This is a genomic window from Fusibacter fontis (assembly GCF_055378735.1).
In genome coordinates this window covers 2,880,268-2,900,588 of sequence record NZ_AP042445.1, presented here as the reverse complement: position 1 = coordinate 2,900,588, position 20,321 = coordinate 2,880,268, and the positions used below count along the sequence as shown (strand labels likewise).

The following is a 20,321-nucleotide window of genomic DNA, read 5'->3' as shown; positions in this document are numbered from 1 at the left end:
ACGTTCCTCCTATTTTGTTTTTTTATATAGAAAAAGCACCTGTTGAATGGAACCTTCAATCAAGTGCTTAACTATCTTTATTTACTTTTCCGATCTATTGCCTTCTTCCAGTAGAAGAATCCTTCTGGGGTAATCTTTTTAATGGTTGTAAAATACTTTGTAAATCCATCTATATCGATTTTATCTTTACTCAAATCGATTGAGGCATCAAACTTTTCGATGGCAACATCTTTATGCGTCAAAAGTACAGAGCAATACGCCGCTTTTGATGCACATAATAATGCATCTTCAATAATAAAATTTTTAGAAAAAATATGACTTTTCACCCGCTTTACGCCAAGTTCTAATTGTTTAAATTCTTCTTCCTTGTGTGCACCTCTCATCGCAATGACAAAAGATGTATCATAAATATCATTCAGTACATCCTGGATTGTGACATCAGTCAAACCTCGATAGTTCAACTCATTTTGTGCAATTCGATTAAATGTTTCTTTTACATGCCCCCAATTTGAACTTCGATCAAATAAATTGCTAACATCAAACAACTGCTTGATGATTTCCAGTTCTTTATCTGTGCCATATGGAATCCCTGTCGTTTTAGGTGCAAATGCCGTTAGTTTATCGCCTAAGATACAGTTTATCGATGGCATCACAACGTTTACAGGTTCACCACTTGATATTAAAAATGCACTCTCAATTGGCTGAGTTACCAATTCTTCGTATGGATTTTCTTCAAAAAGAATATCTAAAAGGATATATTTTTCAGTATTGTCTAAAATGGATGTAAAGTAAAATTTGTAATGGGCTTTAGGTATACCGTTTGTATTCCTTCGTTCGTTTTTTTCGACTCTTTGGAATACAAAATTATCATTTATGATTGCATCTAACAATGTATCCAAACCTATATCATTTGGAAGAATTATATCTATATCAATAGAAAATCTATGTACCTCTTCTAAAAGAAGGACAAGCGAAGTTCCACCCTTGAATATCAGATTGATTCCACTAGAAACGAGTTTTTCTAATAAATATAACGCATGGATTTCTTTTTCAATCAATTCACTGTTGCCTTTAGATTTGCCTTTTTTGAAATGATTACTTCTATCTTCAATCCACTCTCGTGTAAATGTTTTTCTATCGATCATGACCTCTCCTTATGCGTCCTGACGTATACCGATCTCATCTTGAACATACTTTTCAATTTTGTCTTTTATACCACGATTACGTGCATACCTATAAAGCGTTGTAAGATTAACTTCATAGGAGTTAAACGCTTGCTTAAAGATGTTCTTCATTTCATGCCCTTGATAAGCTGTTAATAGTATTTTGTCAAAAAAAAGATCGACAAGTATTTTCTCCAATTTTGCTACTTTGAATTTACCAATTTCCTGCACTGGTGCTTCTTTTACTAATGGCCTGATGATAATCGCATTTTCACTCAGAATATAATTTTCTACATCTTTCTCCGTCGGATTCATGAAGACATTATCCTTCTTTTCTTTCAGTACGTTATAGACTGAATGCACCACTTCTTTATCGACTTCAAATATTGTAAATGCGTTGTAAATCTGATGATTCATAAAATTATCTAACCACGATGTCTGCCAAACACTCATTTCTATATATGGAAATCTATTATTGATTATGTTGTATTGCATCTTTGTGCTTCGTGATAACTCAGGGTGATATTTTTTTCTATGATCTAAAACATACACGCCTCTTTTGACACTGCTTAATAGCCCCACTTTTTTTAGTGCATAAATGCGCCATCTAAATGTATTTTCATTTAGATCCGCCTCATGTATTCTGTAAAATTCAAAAAGTTCTTTTGATGAAAAAGGGTTTCCATATCCAAATTGCTTAATAATACCGTCCGTCATCAACTTCATGTCGCTCATAAATCTCCTCCGATTTCAAACAAACCGGAATTATATTTTTATTTTCCGGTTTGTTTGGTACAGTTAATTATAGCACAAACGTTTATTTACAACAAGTTTATCTATATGTTTTAAAGATTTAAAATGTACATTTAGAAATCAAACAAACCGGAAAATATTTAGATTTTTCCGGTTTGTTTGATTTTAATTCACTCTTTATCATATTTCGCTCTTTATCCTTCTTTTAACAAAGATTTTTATTTTTGAAATAGAAAAAGGATACCCGTTATATGGCATCCCTAAATGTCTTGACTACATTATTCAATTTCATCTATAAATTGCATTTTGTATCCTGTGTCCAAAAGATAACAAATTCTATAAATAAGCCCATTTCTACACGGATTTCTTTTGTAACTTCACCACACACTCCACTCCCCCCGTCCAAGGGAACATATCAACAAGTGTGATTTCATCCGTTGTATATCCGCAGCTTCCAAATACCAACAAATCGTCTAATAATGTAGACGGATTACATGAGACATAGATGATCTCTGGGATGCCATAAGCTGCAACGGCACGAGTGGTCTTCTCGCCCATGCCACTTCGCGGTGGATCCACTACGATAACCTCTGGTTTTTCTGTCACTTCAGATAGTTTTTCAAAGACATCTCCGCAGATGAACTCGCAGTTGGTAATGCCATTGAGCGCTGCATTTTCCCTCGCTGCCACCACTGCATCTTCCACCCATTCGATGGAAACTACTTTTTTGGCGCGCTTCGCCATGATCTGACCGATGGTACCTGTACCACTAAATAGGTCAAAACACACCTTTCCGTCGATTTCAGGAATCTGATCAAGCGCTGTTTGATAGAGTTTTTCAGCCCCATACGTATTTGTCTGAAAAAAAGAATAAAGCGTCACTTTAAACGTTAAATCAAAGAGTTTTTCGACGATATAATCACGGCCATGCAAGATACAAATCTCGCCTGCTACAACATCTCCAAGGCCATCGTTCTTCACATAAAGGAGGCTTTCCACTTTCCCCGTCAACGGAAGACTTAGGATCAATTTCTTGAAATCTTCTTGATCAAATGCATTGCCTTCAGCGTCACACGGTTGTGTCGTCGCAGACAGTGCTATCATGATTTCGCCGGTTGCTTTCGCTTTTCGCACCACCAAGTGACGGAGAAATCCTTCATTTGAACGTTTGTTGTATTTTAAAAGTCCTTTTGCCTTGGCATAAGCCAGTATTTCACGCAAAACAATGCGGTAATCTTCATCCATCAGATGGCAACATGGCACATCCACCACATCGTGATGGTGCCCTTTTTTATGCATCCCCAACGTGAGTGGTCCATCCTTAAATTCATCTCCAAAGGAAAATTCCATTTTATTTCGGTATTCAAAATGCTCTGGGCTTGGAATAATCGTCTCGATTTTATGCATCATATGCGCTTCATGGAACAAGTTCTTCACCATGTCGAGTTTCACTTTAAGTTGATTCTCATAGTTAAACGTCTGAAGCATGCAGCCGCCGCATTTTTCAAAGTGTTCACAGAACGATGCTTGCTCGTATTCAGCGCGTTCAATCACTTCGAGCAAACGAGCTTCCACTCGATCGCCTCTTTTTTTACTCACGCGCACCTGTAAAAGTTGACCTTTAAGCGCACTCTTTACACGCACAGGTTGATCTTCATAATAGCCAATTCCGAAATTCGGATATTTCATCTTTTCAATTCTTAATGAGATTTCTTGTCCTTTTTTCAAACCGATTTCCTTTCCGATAACAAAATATTATCCACTTCAAATCGTACAGACGTTCCCATCATTGGATCTTCAAACCCAACACGTGATTCGCTCTGTACATACTTAAAATGGATAAGTAAACTACACTATAAAATTGCACCATAGTCTATACTTACAAAATTTAATATACAATCTCTACAAAATCTCTTTAAAACTATAAATAAACAGTTCTGCATCCTCTTTAATTTGATCCATATACGGCTCAGAAAGTTCATCATAAACTGCGATGACTCTCATACCTGCATTTTTCGCTGCAAGAACCCCCGCATGTGTATCTTCAAATACCAAACAATTTTCAGGACGGATTCCCAAATCATCGGCCACTTTCAAAAAGATATCGGGACTTGGCTTCCCTTTATCCACTTCACAAGAGGTGCGCATGGATTCAAAATAGTGATGAATCTCATGAGCATTGATGACTTCTGTAAGGAGCTCTCTTGAATTACTGGTGCCGATCCCCATCTTGATATCGTGGGCATTGGCATACTCGATAAGAGGTCGTACGCTATCTTTCAGCTGAATTTTATCTCGATAGAGCGCTTTCGCCATATCGTTCCATTCCGCTTGAATGGCTTCCACCGATTCAGTCATACTAAATCTCGTCTTAAAATAATTCGCGGTTTCTCTAAAGCTCATGCCTTCAATGTCTTTAGTCAGATCATCTGGAAGCTGTATGCCGCGTTTGGTTAAAAAATCAATGTCAATTTGCTTCCAAATCCACATTGAATCCACCAAGGTCCCATCTAAATCAAAGATGATGGCTTTTATATCTTTAAAAATTTCGTTCGAATGAATCGGCTGCTTATTCACTTCAGATGTCATTTTATCTATCTCCAATCTTCATTCTTCATTCTTCATTCTTCAAGTTCCAATTTAAGTCAACCATTGGCCTAATGAAACAATTCATCTAAGAATACATTTTCCATAAAAATGCACATTATTTGGTTTATTTATCAACCTTCAAATTCATGTTCGCGTTTTTCAGCGATTTCTTCAAGTTTTCTAAGTGGGATAATCGAGCGTGTATGAAGACCTGTTCCGATTTGACCAAATTCATCATAAGCTCTCATAGATAAGATGTATTTGCCACATTCAATGCGAACCAATTTCACTTCTACACTAACCGTTGAACCTAACATGGTCGGTTTAAAATGCTCCACTTCCACATGATGACCCACGGATACGACGCCTTCTGGTAAGAGAGGGTCTATGAGTCTTGAACTAGCTTCAATCATAAAAGCAACCAATCTTGGTGTTGCGAGTAAATTTTCAATTTTACCACTGCCATAATTTAAGGATGTGTCTTCATGCTCCACTTTCTTTTGCAAAGTCAGTGTCAAGCCAACGTGAATATTGTCATAAGCCGTCATTGAAATGCCCCCTTTTAATAAATTTTAGTGTTCACATACTCCTCAATCACCGACGCCATTCTCTCTTCAATAAAGCAATTGGCTTCTTTGAGTTTATAGAGAATTTTACGGTCTTTTGAATGTAATACCACTTTTTCGTAGTCACTAAACCTTATTTCGTAAATCTGTCCTTCGAGGGTTCTTGAATTCATGTGAATAAAATAGGATTCAACGCCCTTATAATCCACAAACTCAAGCATATTTAAGCTGATTTTATCTTTTTTTAAATAATAATCATACGCTCGATTTTTTAGATACGTGTACGTTCTAGGATCTCGAAATTCATAAGCATCTGCATCAATCATGCGTTTTTTCGCCATGGTGTTAAAGTAATGATACTTAATCACACCTTCTTCAATGGAGGTCACGTCAAAACTCACTTTTTGATAAGGTGCCATCATTTCATAATTCTCAATAATAAATGCTTCCTTGGAGATCTCACCTATTTCTAACTTGCTAATAAGCTCTAACCGTTTATCGCACAACGTTCTAATCTGATCTTGATTTAAATCTTTCAATGGACTCGCCTTTCTAATCTCACAGGAGTTTTAGCAGTTTGAAGTCTAAAAAATCACAAGACGTCAAAAAGTAATCAATCCCTCTAAATTTGCCATTAATGGCATTCTTAAAATTGGGTTTACCATGTACATGTCCGTAAACCACTTGTTTCACATGATATTTTTCAAAAATTTCGGTAAATCCCGAAGCTTCTTTTCGTTCATTTGTAGGTGGATAATGTAATACACCGATTATTTCTGTAAATCCTGCATCCAGTGCCATTTTGATGGAATTTTCAAGTCTCAAGAGTTCTCTCTTATAGACTTTTTCATCTTCAGGCGTAAATTCTTCCCCTGGACATAACCATCCTCGCGTTCCACAGATGGCGATCTCTTTTGTCTCGCCCGTCTCTTCACACTTATGTGTATAGACATCAAAACCATTATGAATAAAAGAAAGATGTTCATATGCCGCAGACATCTTTGCTTTAGATACCCACCACAAATCATGATTTCCTTTAAATATCAGCTTTCGACCCGGTAGCGCATCAATCCAATCGAGATCTGCTTTCGCATGCGGAAATGTCATCGCCCATGAACTATCACCAGGGATGATTACCGTATCATGCTCCGTTACCTGCTCAGTCCAATCTGCTTTTATTTTGTCAAAATGAGATTCCCAATGTGCACCAAATACTTCCATTGGTTTATCCGAACTAAATCCCAGATGTAAATCTCCAATCACAAATAATGCCATATATCACCTTTCTCATCTATTGTCGTTCACAGCGTCATTCTGTTTTCAATAACAACCGTTCTAAATCCACGTTTTGTAGTGCCTGAATTACTTTATCCGAAAACTCTGGCGCTGTCAATTCGATTGTTTCTATCAACTCCTGAGCTTGACTTCTCAAGCGTTTATGCGCAAAAGTACACTGATCTTTCATTAAGGGGATTTCTAAAAGTTCGACGCCCTTTCGAATGGTTGTTTCTCCAACAAAAACCAACGGCCGAATGAGCTTTATCTGAGATTCTTCCTCAAATGAAACAGGTGCAATTGACGCGAGTCTTCCATGCTGAAGGATATTCATCAGAAATGTTTCCACTTCGTCGTCTTTCGTATGTCCCAGTGCAATGGTATCAAAGCCATTTTCCATGGCAAATCGCTTAATAATCCCTTTTCGTATGCGTGAACACGTATAACACGGTGCAAATTCAGCTGTTTGAGAAAGTTCTTTGGCATAATGTTCACGGTGAATGTACAGCTTCATCCGCTCTCTTTCGCAGAACTCGATAAAAGCTTCTGTTTCATCAATCAACCCATTGTCGACAAATAAACCTGCCACTTCAAAATCGTAAATGTTATATTGACTCAATATAGATAAAGCTAGAAAGAGTATGGCGCTGTCTTTACCTCCCGACACACCCACCAAAATGCGGCTTTTCGGCGGAATCATTTGAAACTGATCAATTGCTCGCCGGATGTCTTTTATAAAAAGACTTTGCATCCATCGATTCATATAAGTTGCCCTTTATCAAATTGATGATATCTTGGAATGGCGTTCTTAATTTCTGTGAGGAGCACTTCAAATTCAAAAATATCATCTTTATTTTTAATGATGTCAAATCGTCTTTGAAACTCAGTTGCTTCCCGTTCTTTACCTTGATTGAAGAGAATCTGAATATTGTTGATAATCTCTCTAAACGTATTGGATTTTTCTTCAAACAAAAGTTGAGCATTGACTACTTCTCGACTGATTTCTGACATTTCCTCGTCAAGTCTTGTTGCAGCAAGCGCTGAATTTTTTAGTCTCTCAATAATATCATCCGGTATATGGGATTTATATTTGTAGTTGAGGGAATGCTCTATCGTCGCCCAGAAATTCATCGCGAGTGTTCTAATTTGAAGCTCTGCAAGGATTTCTTTTGTTCCGACTGCCGTTTGAACAGGATATTTAATGATCATGTGGAAACTCTTATATCCGCTGTCTTTCGGATTTTTAATATAGTCCTTTTCATATAAAACCGTAAAGTCTTTACCACTGCGCTGACGGATTAGCGCCACCACTGCGTAAATATCGTCGATAAATTGACACATGATGCGAATGCCAGCGATATCTTCCATTTGTTCTTCTAAGTCTTCCATTGGAATACTTCTGCGTTCTGCTTTCTCTATAATACTCGAGATTTTTTTCACGCGACCCATGACGAATTCTATCGGCGAATACTCGTTCATTTCTCTATATTGATTTCGAATTGCTTTGAATTTAACTTTAAGCTCCTCCACTGCTTGCTCATATGGAATGAGGAGCGTTTTCCATTCTTTTATACCATTCATTGATTACCTCCTATGATGACGATTTCATTCGCTGGTTGATAGAGATCTCCTTGCTGAACATTCATTTTTGTCATTTGATCTTCTAGCATGTTTTGAAGTTTTCTCCAGCTCATCCCCCAGTTACAAAAAAGCGTTACCTCTTCAGGTGCACGTCCAAATAATCTTTGTACAACAGTATCTGGATGAAGCATTCTTAAGAATGTAATGACGCGTTGGATATACGTTTCGGGATCAATTAAATTGAGTTCTCCGTTTTGATACCAATTTCCTAATACGGTATCTTTTAAAATATATAATGAATGTATCTTAACAGATTCTATTTTTAATGTATTGAGTAGTTTGGCAGCTTCGTACAGATCGTCTTCCGTATCCCATGGTAAATTTCCAATGAGATGCGTACAGATTGAAAAACCAAAAGGTTTGATCTTTAAAACCGCATCGATAAAATCAGCGAGTCCATGACCTCGATTGATTTTTTTTAATGTATTGATGTTAATACTTTGAAGTCCTAACTCAATCTCTATGGTAACCTGTTTGTTTTCTTGAATCTCTTTTAAAATTTCCAAATGCGCAAGCGAGACACAGTCAGGACGCGTGGAAATACTAAGCCCCACAACACCTTCGATACACGCTTCTTCCACGACTTTCCGAAACTGTTCAATGGGCATATACGTGTTGGTATAATTTTGAAAATAGGCAATATACAGATTGGCGTGATACTTGTCTCCGATGATGCGAATGTTGTTTTCGAGCTGTTCTCGAATGGATAGCGATGCACATTGTGCTTCAAATCCTGCACCTACCTCGCCACAGAAAACACATCCTCCGGTACCGATTCTACCGTCCCGGTTTGGGCACGTAATCGGCAAGTTAATGGGAATTTTATATACTTTTTCGCCATATTTGCGAATCAGTGCTTCACTGTATTTTTGATAATGTGCCAATGGTTCTATCCTCTTTTCACGTATGCATATATGCCTATTTTATCATAAATTCAGCCTAAAATGAACTTTTATTCAATTTTAGCCCGTCTCGTCCGGTCTATTTTCACTGACTTCCACGCAAAAACTCCACACAAAAAATATGCCTCTGCTTACAAAATCAGCCAAATGCTGTTTTCATAAGAAAGGCATACGATTCACTTACATGATATAACACGGTGCTTTACATGGTACGATGCTTTAAACACGTTCTTTTTCTAATGCGATCTCGCTTAAGTTATCGCATACATCATCCGTAAAATTAAGCGGTACAATGAAGAATTTAACAGGAATTTTCGTATTCATCTGGAGTCTTCGAATCATATTTTGTTGCTCACTATGTTCTAATGATTCTCCCATGATAATATCTGTAATTTTGTTTTTTTCAGCAAATTCAGAGAGTGTTTTTTCGATATCTTTTGCTTTGACTACCGTTAGTGCTGCATGTTTAGATTTTGAAACTTCAAACAAATAATCTAATGCATCCTTTTCCTCTAGCTGTCCAAAATACTTCCAGTTCTCTTTAACGACGTGGATGACGTGAAGTTCATCAGCTTCACTTCTGACGAGATTGACACCGTACTCAATCAACCGTTCACACGATTTTTGTTGCGTCACACAGACCATAATTTTCTTGTGCTTCATTTCAAATCTCCTTCCAGATTTCTCTGCACTCATGTTTATTATAGCAAATTCACTCCAAAATAAAATTAAATAATTCTACACAATTCGTAAACTTTTATCATCGGTCCATGATGACTTCGACCAATTCCTCATGTATAATAGGGTAAGATCATTAGAAAGTAGAACATGAAACACATGGAGGAAAGAAAATATGAACCGCTATACCAAAGTGATTGGTTTAACTGGCTCAATGTTCATCAAAGAACATGAAAAGATCAAACACCACAAAAATAAAATTCGTACAATCAATGAAGAGACTGTTGCTAAAGTTTTTAAAACCGAAGATACAGAAATCGTCATTTACTTTGAAGAAACAGATACTGAGATCCTCATCGACAATTTCACTGATCAAGAAACCATCAAAAAATATTTAGGTAAACGCTTTATCTAGATTTCAACGAATGTCTGTGATGTCAGCAATCTTGAAGATACCCAAATCTAATCTTACAAACCAAAAAATAAATAGATCCTAGCAAACCATTTAGTATACGGCATTTCAGTGCTCGTATCGATGATTCGTTAGGATCTTATTTTCTTAGGCGTTGAGGCATCACACCTCATGAGTCGTATGGTTAATTCATATATTTTTTCAAATTCTCAGGAACTTCTGAATCGAGGTTCAACGTCACGATAAAGTCGATGCTATGTGCGTTTGAAAGATCTTCAATACGCGAGAACCAACTATTCAGCTCTTCATCAGACATTTTTACAGTATTCATAATACCGTCTATAAAAATCTTTTCTATATCATAGTTATTGGAGATGAGCCCACACACGAATCCCAAGAATTCACATGTACTTTTGATTGGAAATTCGCTTAAATTAATAAAGCGAACATCATGATGTAAATCATACATTGCACGATTGTCATCATCGATAAAAATCATATTACCCTTTGATGCAAGCATTTCGCTATTTGCTCTGTTAACAATATCTTTTGACTTGCCAGAACCTTTTTTTCCTGCAATTAAAGTAACCATTTCAATCTCCTCCTTTTTTAAAAACACCTTAATGTATTATTCTAGATACAAGAGTGTTTCTCCTTCAAAACATTAAAAAATATTTTAAATATTTTATTCGTCTTTTTGAAGCTTGCTATTTCGAAGTTGACCACATGCGGCATTGATATCTGAACCAAGTTCGCGTCTAATAGTTGTGTTTATATGATATTTGTTTTCCAATTTCGATTTAAAGGCTTGTATCCGTTCATTGTTGGCTGGACGATAAGCCTTTTCTGCTACAGCGTTAACCGGTATCAGATTCACATGTACGAGTTTTCCCCTAAGGAGGACGCCGAGTTGTTCTGCATGAAGATCCGTATCGTTGATATTTTCAATCAATGCGTATTCAAACGTCACGCGTCTACCCGTTTTTTCGATGTAATAATCCACCGCCTGTATTAACGACTGTATCTGATACTGCTTCGATACTGGCATAATTTCCACACGCTCCTCTTGAAATGGATTGTGTAGCGAAATCGCCAGCGTAATTCCGAGTTTTTCATCGGCGAGTTCATAGATTTTAGGCACAATACCACAAGTAGAGAGCGTAATGTTTCGGATGGATAAATTCAAACCCGCTTCATCTGTGGCCATTTTCAAAAATCGCACCGTCTCTTGATAGTTATCCAGTGGTTCACCACTTCCCATCAATACGACGTTGTTGACGCGTTTTCCCGTTAGATTCTGAAGCGCGTAAATTTGACCTAGGTATTCACCGGCTGTTAAGTTACGAACGACACCGTGAAGTGTAGAAGCACAAAAAGAGCATTTCATCCGACACCCTACTTGAGTTGAGATGCAAACACTGTTTCCGTGTTTATACGTCATAAATACCGATTCCACCATGTTGCCATCTGCTAATGCCCCTAGTGCCTTAATGGTGCCATCTTTTGCTTGATGGTGCTCGATGATTCGATAATTGTCTAAAAGACCCTCTGTTCTGATTTTATCGCGAAAAGACGCTGGAATATTGGTCATCTCATCGATGGTCTGAACGCCTTTACAAATCCATTCGTACATTTGCTTTCCACGAAAAGGTTTTTCTCCTTTTTGAACAATCCACTCAATCAGTTGATCTTTGGTTAAATTTCGTAAGTCTTTCATTATTTTTCCTATTCTAAAAATTCCGATTCAAAATTTCCTATTCGATATGTTCTTTCTCAAACTGATCAATATATAACGAGAGAACGTCTGCTAAGCCCGTAAATTCGCACCCATAGATAAACTGATCATCTTCTTGCCGCTTGCGAATGATCTTTAATACGCTATAAAATTGTTTGCCATTTCCAAGATCTAATTTAGCGTTAAAATAATAGTTCATTGGAAGTTCTGTTTGTGCGATAAAGCCCACGCCACCTTTCGAAATATCGACAATTTCTACAGGAAATGACTGTGTCTCTTTAATCACTTGATCTTGATTGTATACTTGATCAATATTGATCACTGCATTATAGGATACTCTGTGATTTCGTCTGCGCTCTTTCATTGTACGCCTCCATCCAAATAAAATTAATTGATAGTTTCATTATACATGATAATCACACGCTAAGCGTGATTATTTCTTACGATTATTTCTTACGATTCTTCAACTTCTCTAAAGTCGTGAATGTTTTCAAAATACTTTTTCTTTTCATATTTACCCAATAAATCCGTTATAATAAACAAATCATATTGTGGAGTTAACACGTAACATTTTTTTCCGTTATTTGCCACCATTATCGGATTCTCTATTCCTATAAGTTGCGTTGGATCAAAAATTGGACGCGAACCCGGTCCATTGAAGTTCCCCCATACGACAATCACGCCATTATTGAGCGTCGCCATGGTGACGGACTCTTTTACCGCTAAACTGACCACTTCCGCAATCGGAACTCGTGTCGGCGTGTGAACTTCCGTTTTTCCTTTAAATCCAAGCTGACCGAACGAATTGCTTCCAGCGCCTAAAACATAGCCTTCATTTGTGATAACTTCAGTAAATTTATCCCCTGCAAAGACGTGTTTCACATTTTCATACAGCGTTTCAATCGGATAGAGTATCGGCGATTTGTGACCAACTCCAAGTTGACCATAAGAATTGTCTCCCCAACCCATAACCACACCATCATGCCTAAGTGCAAGTCCAAAATTTGCGCCACAAACAATCTGTTTAATGCCTTCAAGTCCTTGAATCTTTACTGGAAGCATCGCATCCGCCATATCATCTCTCATGAGCTGATTGAAACTATTATCTCCCCAAGCAAATACATAGCCCTCAGAATCCAGTGCAGCAGCAAAATTCTTACCAGCAGAGATCTGAACGATATTTTCAAGTCCCCAGATCAGTTTAATGTTCTTCTGAGAAGTTTTATCCCCAGTACCGAGTTCACCGTGACGGTTGTTACCTGAAGCGCCCACTGATCCATCGTGAAATAAAAAGATATTGAATCCCTCTCCGCATGCAATCTCAGCTACACCATCGTGCAACGAGTTATATCGCATTTCAGTATACGGGTTCAAACTGCCAATACCGAGCTGACCAGACTCATTTTTACCTCTGCAGAGCACTTTTCCACAGTTATATACGACAAAATACGACCCGTCATAAGCGGAGATAGAGCTGATACCCTTTTCTTCAACGACGCGAATTTCTTTTTCACAAAAATCCGACCAATTGCCATTTTTGTCTTTGACTTTTAACCGTATCGTATAAAAACCAGGTTCTTTAAAAAGCACTTGGCGATTTTCCCATTTCACTTCAGCGATTTCACCGTCTTCAACGACGCAATCTTTATGATCATAAGAAATCGGTGTCGTCGTTGTGAAACCTGAACTTGGATGCATGGTAAAAAAAGCAACGGGTTTTATTTTGCTGACGTCGTTGAGTCTCAATAATGTTAAATACGTATAATTACCATTAATATAAGAATTACCGCCAATTTCATTGATCAAACCTTGACTTTCTTCTGCACCGAGTTGACTCACCACGAGAAACTTTCCATCCAATGAAAGGGAGTATCGCTTGAAATTCATTTGTTCAGCGTGTTCTATTAAAGGCATTAATTTCTTAATATCTTTCGCATAATCACCGTGATTTTCTCGATAGACTGCTGCGGCCTCCATGATCAATTGATAATCACTATACACGTCAATTTCTTTTTCATCTTTTCCTTTGACTAAAAATGCTACTGCTCCAACGAGCGAGCTCACTGCGAATAGAATTCCAAATAGTTCCACATTAACCCCTTTTAAAATGTTCGACTAAGTTTAACAATAATACTGCATTTGTGACTGGGCCAACGCCACCCGGAACGGGTGTAATCATATGCACATAGTCCACTAAATTTTCAAAATCCGCATCTCCCACTAAATTGCCATCCACTTCATTCATCCCAACGTCGATGACAATTGCCTTTTCGCTCACCATGTCCTTGGTTAAAAAGTTGGGAATTCCAACTGCGACGATGATGATATCTGCTTTTCGTGTATGTTCTTCAATATCCACTGTTTTAGAATGGCAAATTGTCACGGTTGCATTGTTATGCATCAACATAACAGCGAGCGGTTTTCCGACGATATTGCTTCTCCCAATAACGACAATATACTTGCCTTCAAGATCAATTTCAAGCTCTTTAAAGATGGTCATAACAGCCAGCGGTGTACACGGCCTTGTTGCTTTCTCGCCTTTAAAAAGTTTTCCTGCATTCATCGGATGAAATCCGTCTAAATCCTTTTCAGGTTGAATGGCCATGATGACTTTTCCTTCGCTGATATGCTCTGGAAGTGGCATTTGAACTAAAATACCATCTACAGAAGGATTTTGATTCAGACCTTCAATCACCTTAAGGAGTTCTGACTCCGAGATGGTTTCGTCTAAGCGAATCAACTCATAATCAAATTTAACGCTGTAAAGGGTCTTTTCAAGCATTCGAAGATACGATTCCGAAGAGGGATTGTCCCCTAGCATAACGGCCACAGCTTTCGGTGCCCGCATGCAATCCGAGCATCTCAGTTTTGCTCTCTCTTTTACTTTTTTTGCAATTTCTCTGCCGTCAATGATCATTTCCGTCTCCTTCTGTAGGACTTGATATAACGAAAAAGCCCATTAAAAATGGGCTTCTTTGAAGTTAGGGTTGAACATGTGCTATTTTGCTTTAATTTCTGTCCAGATTCTGTCATATTCTGTTATAAAATCACCTGGATCAACGAAAATCTCAAAGTTCTCTAAAAGCGCTTCATCTGGATACGCATAAGTTGTGCCCATTAACGATGGATCAAGCTCTTTCATCGTCTCAGTGTTACAAGTTGCATACCCTACATAATCTGCATTTTTAAAACCGATATCTCCTCTGCAAAGGAAGTCGATAAATTTGTGTGCCGCTTCAATATTTTTAGATCCTTTTGGAATGACGATGTTATCAAACCACATATTGGATCCTTCTTTAGGAAGCGCGTACTCAAAATAGTCATACTCTTGAATCACTGTACTCGCTTCACCCGACCAAACAACAGCCATAGCAGTCTCTTCGTTGATCAGCATATCTTTTACGTTATCTCCAACATACGCAAGCACAAGTGGTTTTTGTTTGATAAGGAGTTGTTTTGCTTCTTCAAGTTCCTTAGGATCACGTGTATTCATGGAATATCCAAGTTTTTTAAGGGCAACCATGATGGAATCTCTTTGAGAATCTACCATTGTAAACTGACCTTTATACTGTTCATCCCAAAGAACATCCCACGAATCAACTGGTTCTTTGATCAATTTGGTATTGTAAATGATCCCTACAGTTCCCCAGAAATAAGGAACAGAATACTTGTTTTCTGGATCAAATGCTAAGTTTTTAAAACGATCTTGGATATTGGCATAGTTCGGAACTTTTGTTAAATCAATTTCTTCCAGCATGTTTTCCTTAATCATTTTTTCTATCATATAGTCAGATGGAATGGCAATGTCATATTTTGTACCGCCATTTTTAATCTTTGTATACATTTCTTCGTTTGTTGCATAGGTTTCATAATTGATTTCAATACCCGTTTCTTCTTCAAATGTATCAAAAATATCTTCATCAATGTAATCGCCCCAGTTGTATACATTGAGAACGATTTTATCACTGTTATGACAACCAGATGAAAGTGGTAGCACCATTGCTACAAGTAGGATGACAGCGACTAATTTACCGAATTTTTTCATATCATTCTCCCTTCTCTCTAGTCGATTACATCTGTATTCGTATCGATCTAGTTCGTAATTTATAGTTCCTCAATGTTGGTACGTTTATTTAATATCAATAATAATATCAATACCGTTAAAAACATCAAAGTTGATAATGCGTTAATTTCAGGTTTAATGCCTCGACGTGCCGTTGAATAGATGGCAATGGAAAGGTTGCTGACACCATTTCCAGTATTGAAAAAACTCACGACGAAATCATCAATCGAAAGGGTAAAGGCAATGAGAGCGCCAGTAACGATCCCCGGTTTAATCTCTGGGTAAATGACTTTTCTAAAGGCATACCAAGGGGTTGCACCAAGATCCAGTGCTGCTTCAAGCATCTCGTTTGGCATTTGTTTAAATTTTGGTAGAACTGACAATATGACGTACGGAATACAAAATGTCACATGTGCAATAATCATGGTCACAAGTCCAAGCTCAATTTGAAGTGCAACAAAAAGCGTCATCAGCGAGATCCCTGTTACGATATCCGGATTGAGGATGGGAATCGAGTTCACATTGAGCACTAAATTCTGTTTCCAGCTCTTCATATAGAAGATGCCAAATGCTGCAAATGTTCCGATAATCGTCGCGATAATTGCCGCGATAAAAGCAACAATCACCGTATAGTAAAGCGATTTCATCAGATAATCGTTTTGAAAGAGTTTCTCATACCATTCAAAGGTAAACCCTTTCCATTTTGCCGTAGACTTTGAGTCGTTAAATGAAAAAACCACAAGTACGACAATAGGTGCATACAAAAATCCAAAGATTAATAGTGTATAGAGTCTTTTTGTAAATTTGCCTACCATAGATTGACACCTCTTTCTTCAGGTTTTTGACCACCCACGCGATTCATAATCGCCATAGAAAGTAAAATCAGTGCCATCAAGATCATGGCAATCGCCGATCCAAAATGCCAGTCATGTACCACAAGGAACTGTTGTTCAATGAGGTTACCGATGAGCATATACTGACCGCCATAAAGTAAGTTAGAGATGACAAACGTACTGACCGCTGGCATAAATACCATTGAAACCCCAGAAAAAACACCTGGAAGTGATAGAGGCAAAACGACTTTCATAAAAACAGTCTTTTTATTTCCACCCAAGTCTTCTGCTGCTTCAATCAAATGCTTGTCCATCTTTGTTAAGACCGTATAAATAGGCAATACCATAAATGGTAAGAAGTTGTACACCATACCAAGAAGCACTGCACCTTCAGAATAAAGGAAGGTCATCGTCGGTAATCCTAAAAAGTGCAAGATGCCATTTAATACACCGTTTTTTCCAAGAATCGTCATCCATGCATACGTTCTTAATAAGAAGTTCATCCACATTGGCACGACAAACAGCATAATCGCAATTGTACGATATTTAGGATTCATCTTTGACAGAATCATCGCCATCGGATATCCAATTAAAAGACAAATAACTGTCGCTTCTATGGCAATTTTAACTGAACGTCCAAGAACCATTAAGTAGATCGGTTCGACTGAACGTTTGAAGTTGTCAAATGAAAATTGTAACTCTCCATCAGTTCCAGGAGCTGCAAAACTAAAAGCCAAGACCATGAGAATTGGAACGATGATGAACATCAGCATCCAAACAAGGTAAGGCCCCGATGAAAGCTTTTTGATCATCTTAGCCCTCCTTACTCATAATATGGATATCATCTGGCGTAATGAGAATGCCCACTTCTTTTCCTTCTGGTTCCATCGTTGTACTGTGTACCATCCACTCGCGATCTTGCTCTTTAATGAGCATTTCATAGTGAACGCCTTTAAATACAACGGATTTAACCACACCCGTTAAACAGCATTCACTTGGTGCAACCAGCCGAACATCTTCTGGTCGGATTACGACGTCAATTGGCGTGTTGTTTCCAAAGCCTTTATCGACACAGACAAATTCTTTTCCAGCAAACGATACGCGTAAATCTTCAATCATAACGCCATCAAAAATATTGCTTTCTCCAATGAAGTCTGCCACAAATGCATTTTCAGGTTCGTTATAGATATCTGTTGGAGAACCAATTTGTTGAATTTCGCCTTGATTCATAATAATAATTTTATCGGACATCGTGAGTGCTTCTTCTTGGTCATGTGTTACATAGACAAAGGTAATTCCAAGCTCTCTTTGCATATTTTTCAGTTCAATTTGCATTTCTTTTCGAAGTTTTAAATCGAGTGCACCCAGTGGTTCATCTAACAAAAGCACTTTAGGTTCATTGACAAGTGCGCGTGCAATGGCGATTCTCTGTTGTTGTCCACCTGATAACGAGTGAACACTTCTTTTCTCGAATCCCTTAAGGTTAACGAGTTCAAGCATCTTTGCCACTTTTTTCTCAATTTCTTTTTCGTTAATTTTCTTAATATGAAGTCCAAAAGCGATGTTTTCATAGACATTCATATGTGGAAATAATGCATATTTTTGGAACACCGTATTGATTTGCCTTTGATACGGTGGTAAATGTGTGATGTCTTTTCCTTCAAAAAATAAAGAACCTGATGTAGGCGTTTCAAAGCCTGCAATCATACGAAGTGTCGTTGTTTTTCCACATCCACTTGGTCCAAGAATGGTTAAAAACTGGTTCTTTTTAACCCAAAAATCAATATTTTTAACTACTGGTACACCACCAAATTCTTTGGTAATATTCAATCCTTTTACAATTTTATCACTCACTATTGCCTCCAAAAATTAGAAATTTGGGGGGGTCCCAACTAAGAGAAGCATCGCTTCTCTCTTCCCTTTATTGATGATTTCATGTCCTTTATTTGCCTTATAATAGAACGTATCACCCGTTTTTGCGACGTATTTCTTACTGCCAAGCTGAATGACAACAGATCCTGACATGACGTATCCGAACTCTTCACCTTCATGCGGTTCATGTGCTTCATATGAACCGTTAGGTGCTAACGTCAACAAAATGGGTTCCATCATATTCTTTTGCGCATTAGGAATAATCCACTCTAATTTATAGCCTAATTCTTCGTTTTCTTTTTCAAAAAAATCTTCTGTTTTAAAGACGATTTTCTCTTCAACAGACTCACTAAAAAATGCTTGTAAATTCGTTCCTAAACTTTCTAATATATCGACCAAACTCGCAATGGAAGGAGACGTCATATCTCTTTCAAGTTGCGATATAAATCCTTTGGAAAGCTCACAGCGATCTGCAAGTTCTTCTTGGGTAAGGTTGTTTTCAAGTCTTAGCCGTTTTATTTTTTCACCTATTTGCACAACCATTGCTCCTTTTTTGTGTTTACTATCATTAAACTTTTCACTCGATTTATTATACTCGCATGTTCATAGTCCGTCAATATATAGTCAAAAAAAACCTGTAAAATTATGATAAATTTTATGCATAATTTCACAGGTTTTATTTCATTTTTTTTATATTCTTTTTAACGAACTTTGATGGATGATTTAACCTTTTACATCGAGAATTTTGTCGATTAGTTTAACCAAATTTTCAATCTCCGGTTTACTCATTTGTGCATCTGCTCCAACAGCGTCACCTTTATGCATCAAATCATTTGTGATAAGAGATGAGAAGATAATCACTGGTAAATTTCTAAGAATCTTATGTTCTTTTACACGTCTCGTCAATGCATGACCATCTAGTTGTGGCATCTCAATATCCGTAATCAAAAGGTCAATTTCTCTCTTATACCCATCACCGTACTTATCTGCAACCATCATGAGATAGTCATAAGTTTGCATTCCGTCATCAAAGAATTTGAGTTTTGTAAATCCAGCTGAAGTTAATGTATCGAGTAACACTTTGCGAATCATTGGGGAATCGTCTGCAATGGCAACTTTAATATTAGAACGATCTTTTACTTCGATGTTCTTAGCGCGATCCATATTAATACCCGTACTTGGATTGATGTCCATCACGATTTTTTCAAAATCTAAAAGCATGATAATTTGATTATTTAAATTGATGTTTCCAATAATCAATGAATTCGCACTCAAATCATCCGGTTTCATAATGGCATTCCAACCAATACGATTGATGCCAAGAACAGTTTCAATGGCAAACCCAACTTTGATTTTATTAAATTCACACACCAAAGTCATACTATTTTTCACATTTTCATTTTTCTTATGTTCAAGGACATACAATAGGTCAATAATGGAAATCATCTCACCACGAATCAGTGAAATTCCTGAAACTGCAGGATGTGAATTTGGAATTTTTGAGATATTTTCTATTTGAAGCAATTCCTTAACTTTAATAACGTTGATTGCGTAATGTACGCCTGCTACGGTAAAATGAAGAATTTCAACTTCTCCGGTTCCGCTTTCTAATAAAATACCTGGTTTATTATCCATAACTGAAACATCCTCCATATAATTAATTTAATGGTGTCATACATACTTACATGTGTGATTTTATTTATTATTATATCTTAATATCCTCTTTTAGGATATATGCTAAATAAGGTTTAGCAGAATTTTTGTTATAGGCATTATACCCACAATCGTTCCTTAAAACACAATTCTTTGCTTTAAATAAATTAAGGTGCACCCAAACTG

At 37.3% G+C, this 20,321-nt stretch carries 23 protein-coding genes; 1 reads left to right on the top strand and 22 read right to left on the bottom strand.

The window, feature by feature from the left end; genetic code table 11:
• Window positions 1–77 precede the first annotated feature (77 nt).
• The 11 genes from ACZ41W_RS13030 to ACZ41W_RS12980 form a co-directional block, all read right to left on the bottom strand.
• Window positions 78–1,145: a nucleotidyl transferase AbiEii/AbiGii toxin family protein gene (locus ACZ41W_RS13030; RefSeq protein ID WP_464312419.1), complete on the bottom strand. Its 1,068-nt coding sequence runs from the start codon at window positions 1,143–1,145 to the stop codon at window positions 78–80.
• 9 nt (window positions 1,146–1,154) lie between these two features.
• Window positions 1,155–1,898 (bottom strand): DUF6577 family protein, encoded by a 744-nt coding sequence (locus ACZ41W_RS13025; RefSeq protein WP_464312418.1) that lies wholly within the window; start codon window positions 1,896–1,898, stop codon window positions 1,155–1,157.
• A gap of 372 nt (window positions 1,899–2,270) precedes the next feature.
• Window positions 2,271–3,644 (bottom strand): 23S rRNA (uracil(1939)-C(5))-methyltransferase RlmD, encoded by a 1,374-nt coding sequence (rlmD, locus tag ACZ41W_RS13020; protein WP_464312417.1) that lies wholly within the window; start codon window positions 3,642–3,644, stop codon window positions 2,271–2,273.
• A 174-nt stretch (window positions 3,645–3,818) separates the two neighbouring features.
• Complete coding sequence (locus tag ACZ41W_RS13015) at window positions 3,819–4,505, bottom strand: HAD family hydrolase (protein ID WP_464312416.1); 687 nt, start codon at window positions 4,503–4,505, stop codon at window positions 3,819–3,821.
• Window positions 4,506–4,636: 131 nt separating this feature from the next.
• A complete protein-coding gene (locus ACZ41W_RS13010) occupies window positions 4,637–5,053 on the bottom strand; it encodes a thioesterase family protein (RefSeq protein WP_464312415.1) in 417 nt (138 codons plus the stop codon).
• A 14-nt stretch (window positions 5,054–5,067) separates the two neighbouring features.
• Entirely contained in the window at window positions 5,068–5,610 is a 543-nt protein-coding gene (locus tag ACZ41W_RS13005) for a DUF6648 family protein (RefSeq protein WP_464312414.1), read from the bottom strand.
• Window positions 5,611–5,629: 19 nt separating this feature from the next.
• Window positions 5,630–6,346, bottom strand: coding sequence for a metallophosphoesterase (locus tag ACZ41W_RS13000; RefSeq protein ID WP_464312413.1), 717 nt, complete (start codon window positions 6,344–6,346; stop codon window positions 5,630–5,632).
• 34 nt (window positions 6,347–6,380) lie between these two features.
• Window positions 6,381–7,109, bottom strand: a complete 729-nt coding sequence (locus ACZ41W_RS12995; RefSeq protein ID WP_464312412.1) for a tRNA 2-thiocytidine biosynthesis TtcA family protein — start codon at window positions 7,107–7,109, stop codon at window positions 6,381–6,383.
• Window positions 7,106–7,927, bottom strand: coding sequence for a GTP diphosphokinase (gene yjbM, locus ACZ41W_RS12990; RefSeq protein ID WP_464312411.1), 822 nt, complete (start codon window positions 7,925–7,927; stop codon window positions 7,106–7,108). The genes ACZ41W_RS12995 and yjbM overlap by 4 nt, the downstream gene beginning before the upstream one ends.
• Window positions 7,924–8,871: a tRNA modification radical SAM protein MnmL/YtqA gene (gene mnmL / locus ACZ41W_RS12985; RefSeq protein WP_464312410.1), complete on the bottom strand. Its 948-nt coding sequence runs from the start codon at window positions 8,869–8,871 to the stop codon at window positions 7,924–7,926. Before mnmL ends, yjbM begins: the two co-directional genes overlap by 4 nt.
• 237 nt (window positions 8,872–9,108) lie before the next feature.
• On the bottom strand, window positions 9,109–9,552 hold the full coding sequence (locus ACZ41W_RS12980; RefSeq protein WP_464312409.1) for a universal stress protein: 444 nt from the start codon (window positions 9,550–9,552) through the stop codon (window positions 9,109–9,111).
• A gap of 190 nt (window positions 9,553–9,742) precedes the next feature.
• Here ACZ41W_RS12980 and ACZ41W_RS12975 point away from each other — a divergent pair, with 190 nt between their 5' ends.
• Window positions 9,743–9,982, top strand: a complete 240-nt coding sequence (locus ACZ41W_RS12975; RefSeq protein ID WP_464312408.1) for a hypothetical protein — start codon at window positions 9,743–9,745, stop codon at window positions 9,980–9,982.
• Between the two features lie 181 nt (window positions 9,983–10,163).
• Here the strand turns inward: ACZ41W_RS12975 and ACZ41W_RS12970 are convergent, their stop codons facing one another.
• The 11 genes from ACZ41W_RS12970 to ACZ41W_RS12920 form a co-directional block, all read right to left on the bottom strand.
• Window positions 10,164–10,571, bottom strand: a complete 408-nt coding sequence (locus ACZ41W_RS12970) for a hypothetical protein (RefSeq protein ID WP_464312407.1) — start codon at window positions 10,569–10,571, stop codon at window positions 10,164–10,166.
• 93 nt (window positions 10,572–10,664) lie between these two features.
• A complete protein-coding gene (gene rlmN / locus ACZ41W_RS12965) occupies window positions 10,665–11,696 on the bottom strand; it encodes a dual-specificity RNA methyltransferase RlmN (RefSeq protein ID WP_464312406.1) in 1,032 nt (343 codons plus the stop codon).
• 37 nt (window positions 11,697–11,733) lie between these two features.
• Window positions 11,734–12,078, bottom strand: a complete 345-nt coding sequence (locus tag ACZ41W_RS12960; protein WP_464312405.1) for a PilZ domain-containing protein — start codon at window positions 12,076–12,078, stop codon at window positions 11,734–11,736.
• An 89-nt stretch (window positions 12,079–12,167) separates the two neighbouring features.
• Complete coding sequence (locus tag ACZ41W_RS12955) at window positions 12,168–13,805, bottom strand: RCC1 domain-containing protein (RefSeq protein ID WP_464312404.1); 1,638 nt, start codon at window positions 13,803–13,805, stop codon at window positions 12,168–12,170.
• Between the two features lies 1 nt (window position 13,806).
• Complete coding sequence (locus ACZ41W_RS12950; protein WP_464312403.1) at window positions 13,807–14,631, bottom strand: bifunctional 5,10-methylenetetrahydrofolate dehydrogenase/5,10-methenyltetrahydrofolate cyclohydrolase; 825 nt, start codon at window positions 14,629–14,631, stop codon at window positions 13,807–13,809.
• A gap of 81 nt (window positions 14,632–14,712) precedes the next feature.
• On the bottom strand, window positions 14,713–15,759 hold the full coding sequence (locus ACZ41W_RS12945; protein ID WP_464312402.1) for an ABC transporter substrate-binding protein: 1,047 nt from the start codon (window positions 15,757–15,759) through the stop codon (window positions 14,713–14,715).
• A gap of 59 nt (window positions 15,760–15,818) precedes the next feature.
• On the bottom strand, window positions 15,819–16,592 hold the full coding sequence (locus tag ACZ41W_RS12940; protein WP_464312401.1) for an ABC transporter permease: 774 nt from the start codon (window positions 16,590–16,592) through the stop codon (window positions 15,819–15,821).
• Window positions 16,586–17,422 carry an ABC transporter permease gene (locus ACZ41W_RS12935; protein ID WP_464312400.1) on the bottom strand — a complete coding sequence of 279 codons (837 nt, stop codon included), beginning with the start codon at window positions 17,420–17,422 and terminating at the stop codon, window positions 16,586–16,588. Before ACZ41W_RS12935 ends, ACZ41W_RS12940 begins: the two co-directional genes overlap by 7 nt.
• Before the next feature lies 1 nt (window position 17,423).
• Window positions 17,424–18,464: a spermidine/putrescine ABC transporter ATP-binding protein gene (potA, locus tag ACZ41W_RS12930; RefSeq protein ID WP_464312399.1), complete on the bottom strand. Its 1,041-nt coding sequence runs from the start codon at window positions 18,462–18,464 to the stop codon at window positions 17,424–17,426.
• A gap of 15 nt (window positions 18,465–18,479) precedes the next feature.
• Window positions 18,480–19,019 carry a helix-turn-helix domain-containing protein gene (locus tag ACZ41W_RS12925; protein WP_464312398.1) on the bottom strand — a complete coding sequence of 180 codons (540 nt, stop codon included), beginning with the start codon at window positions 19,017–19,019 and terminating at the stop codon, window positions 18,480–18,482.
• 186 nt (window positions 19,020–19,205) lie between these two features.
• A complete protein-coding gene (locus ACZ41W_RS12920; RefSeq protein ID WP_464312397.1) occupies window positions 19,206–20,117 on the bottom strand; it encodes a chemotaxis protein in 912 nt (303 codons plus the stop codon).
• Between the last annotated feature and the right edge of the window lie 204 nt (window positions 20,118–20,321).